At 73.7% G+C, this 3,427-nt stretch carries 3 protein-coding genes; 1 reads left to right on the top strand and 2 read right to left on the bottom strand.

The features are described 5' to 3' along the window. Nucleotides 1-1,560: phosphoribosyltransferase family protein (locus tag C1I97_RS33675; RefSeq protein ID WP_181447027.1), on the bottom strand; the 1,560-nt coding region annotated here is incomplete at its 3' end. Between the two features lie 38 nt (nucleotides 1,561-1,598). Then, nucleotides 1,599-2,765, bottom strand: coding sequence for an HpcH/HpaI aldolase/citrate lyase family protein (locus C1I97_RS33670; RefSeq protein WP_111006812.1), 1,167 nt, complete (start codon nucleotides 2,763-2,765; stop codon nucleotides 1,599-1,601). A 170-nt stretch (nucleotides 2,766-2,935) separates the two neighbouring features. Here C1I97_RS33670 and C1I97_RS33665 point away from each other — a divergent pair. Then, on the top strand, nucleotides 2,936-3,427 hold a 492-nt coding region (locus C1I97_RS33665; protein ID WP_146608376.1), incomplete at its 3' end, for a TerD family protein.

Genomic DNA, 3,427 nt, shown 5'->3' with positions numbered 1-3,427 from the left:
GTAGGAGGAGAAGGCGGGGCCGCGGAGGGGCTCGGGCAGCATCGGGGGCCTTTCGGGGACGTACGAGGGCACGACCGCGAGCAGGACGTGCGGGGCGTGTGCGGCGAGCCGAACCAGCAGGCCGGTGGGCGCGTGCAGTTCGGGAGTGTCGGCCACGGAGTCGACGACGGCGACCACGGCGTCGAAGCCGCCGCCGGCCACGTTGTAGGCGTAGCGCTCGCCGGGGCCGTCGGCCGGGTCGTCGTGCGCGTCGAAGACCAGCCGGGTGCGGATCGCGTAACCCGGGTCGTCCACGGCCAGCACGGGCGAGCGGGTGGTGGTGGAGTACCGCACCTCGGCCGCCACGAGCCGCTCGACCTCCCGGGCCAGCCTGAGCGGCGCGTACATCAGCTCCTCGAACCCGAGCACGAGCACCCGCCGCGCCCCTTCGGGCAGCGCCTCGGCCACCCGGGCGGCCATGCCGGGCAGCGCCCGCTCCAGCCGGTCCCGGTGACCGGGGGTGAAACCGTGCCGCCCCCCGTCGGGCACGCCCCGCGGCCAGCGCAGGTCGACCCGCGCGACCCGGCCGCGGACGCGCTGCCCCGGAACGGCCGGCTCCACCCGGCCCGGCGCGTCCGCCGGTACATCCGCCGGCACCTCCGACCGCGCGGACGCGACCGCCTCCGGCGCCCTGTCCCCGGGCCCGGGCACCCCCGGCCCCGTCCGGGCCGACCCGGCCTCCGGTGCGGCCTCGCACCGTGCCGCCCCGGCCGGAGCCCCGGCCGACTCCACCCGGCCCGGCGCGTCCCCCGGCGGCTCCGCCTGCGCCGGTACCGCCGCCGGGCCGGCCTCGGCCGGCCCGGCCTCGTGGCGGGCGACCAGTTCCCGGCCCTTCTCCAGGACGTCCGCCGGGAGGCGGACCGCGCCCGAGGCCGTGGCGAGCAGGTCGACGCGGGCTCCGATCCCGTGGGCGAAGGCGGTCAGGCGGGCGACGTCGGCGGGGGCGCGCATGTCGACCAGGGCCACGACGACGTACCGCTCGCGCGGGTAGCGGGCGTGCAGGGCGCGGATGGTGTTCAGGACCGTGTTGCCGGTGGAGAACTCGTCGTCCACCAGGACCAGCGGGCCGTCGCAGGCCAGCAGGGCCGGGTCCTCGGGCAGCAGGAGGTGGGAGGTGGCGTGCGAGTGGGACTCCTCGAAGCCGCCCGCCGGGGCGACGCCGGGGACGGGGCGGCGCGTGGAGTGGAGGTACGGCGCGGCGCCCAGGCCGTCGGCGACCGAGTGGCCGAGACCGGTCGCGGTCTCCGCGTAGCCGAGGACGACCGCCCGGCGGGCCTCCTCCTCGCCCAGCAGGTCCCGTACGCGGCGGCCCAGGGCGAACCCGTGGCCGTACACCACCGACGGCGACTGCGGCACGTGCTTGCCCAGCACGTTGGACACCAGCAGATGCGCCCGCTTGGGGTTGCGGCGCAGCGCGAGCCCCAGCAGGCCCGTCAGCTCGTCGTCGCCCACGAGTTCGACCCCGAGCCGCTCGGCGACCCAGGTGCCGGACCAGACCCCGTCGTTCACTGCCTTGTTCATGCGTTCCTTGCTACGAGCTCTCGTGATGAGCGGTGCGGTCAGTCGGGAATGGCGGCGGCGAGCAGCTCCACGAAGCCGACGTCCTCCCGGGCGACGCCGAAGACCTCGGCGCGCAGCAGGGTCCGCTCGGCCCACGCGCGGTGCGGCTTCACCTCGTTCATCTTGTTCGTGTACGCCGACCTCAGCACACCCCCGCCGCAGCGCTCCGGCCGCAGGATGTCCGCCGCGTCGCTGAACTCCTCGTGGCTGACCACCGACAGCGCGTGCACGGGCAGGACGTGGGAGGGGTGGATGCAGGTCTTGCCGAGCAGCCCGTTGGCGTGGTCCAGGGAGATCTCCCGCAGCAGCCCGTCCATCGCGTGCGCGATCAGCCTCTCGCGCAGCTCGACCGCCTGCACCTCCAGGAAGGGGCTCTGCCGCAGCTGCGGCTTGAACATGCGCTCCTGCGTCCGGAAGTACTCCCACACCGGCCCGGTCACGGTGAACCCGGTGCCGTCGGCCCGCCCCAGCATGTTCACCACGTCGGCGATCACGGAGGCGACGACCTGGACGTCATAGGCCGTCATGTCGGGGGCCCTGCGCAGCCCGTAGGAGGAGCAGAAGTCCGTCACGCCGAGGCGCAGCGCGAGCACCCGGTCCCGGTACTTGTCGACCGCGCGGAAGATCCCCTCCAGGGTCTCCACCCGCGACTCCCGGTACAGCAGCTCGGGCGACTCCAGGACCGGCATGGCGAACAGCCGCCGCCCGCTCGCCGTCTCGGCGGCCTCCAGCGCCTCCAGGAACGGCATGCCCCGCTCCCCGGTGAACTTCGGCAGCACGAATCCGGACAGCAGCCGCACCGCGGGCCCGAGCCGCCGCACGAGGTCCGGTATCTGCTCGGGGAAGCGGACCCGGACGAACAGCAGGAGCAGCCCGGCCCCGGAGTCCTCGGCCAGCTCGGTGAACTGCCGGACCAGGTTCTCCTCGCCGTGCTCCACGTCCGCGTCGTCGATCGAGTCCTCCAGGCACAGCACCATCGAGACCACACCGCGTCCGGCCTGCTTGACGATGTCCTCGGCGAGCCGCGGCCGGGTCGCCGGGCTGTAGAGCGTGGCGCCCAGGGCAGCGGAGAGCAGCCGGGCCGGGGAGTCGGCGGTGAACTCGCACGGTTCCTGGTGGAAGAGGCGCTGCCGCACCTCAGCACCGAGATGCCCGAAATGACGCATATAGCTCCCCCCGTGGCGACACTGGCGGCCTGCGAAGACTGTCAATAGGTGGCCGGTAATAGTACGTACGAGCCCGTGTCCATGGTTCCCCCCGGGGGTGAATTCCCCGTGACCCGCCGTGTACGCGCCCCGCGTTGTCGTGACCAGGACGGAGAAGGCAGGATGACCGCATGACGCACGCGATGCTGAAGGGGTCGAACGTCCCGCTGGACGCCACCACGGTACGGTCCGTGGTGCGCTGGACGCCCGGGCAGGGGATCCCGGACGTGGACGCCTCGGCACTGCTCCTCGGCCCCGACGGCCGGGTGCGCTCCGACGAGGACTTCGTCTTCTACAACCAGCCCCGACACCCCTCCGGGACGGTGTGGCGGCTCGGCAAGAAGCGGGTCGTCGACGGTCTGACGGACAGTGTCCAGACCGACCTCGCCGACGTCGAGCCGGAGGTCGGCCGGATCCTGCTGGTCGCCTCGGCGGACGGCGTCACGTTCGACCGCGTACGCGCGCTGCGCATCCTGCTGTATGACGCGGCGGTCGCCGACGGGGAGCCGCTGGCGTACTTCGACATCAAGCCGGAGACCGGTCAGGAGACCGCGCTGATCTGCGGCGAGCTGTACCGGCGGGGGGAGGGCTGGAAGTTCCGGGCGCTCGGGGAGGGCTATTCG

The organism is Streptomyces sp. NTH33 (assembly GCF_003236365.1).
Lineage (GTDB): Bacteria > Actinomycetota > Actinomycetes > Streptomycetales > Streptomycetaceae > Streptomyces.
The sequence above is the reverse complement of the archived record's forward strand: the minus strand, read 5'-3'. Positions and strand labels throughout refer to the sequence as shown.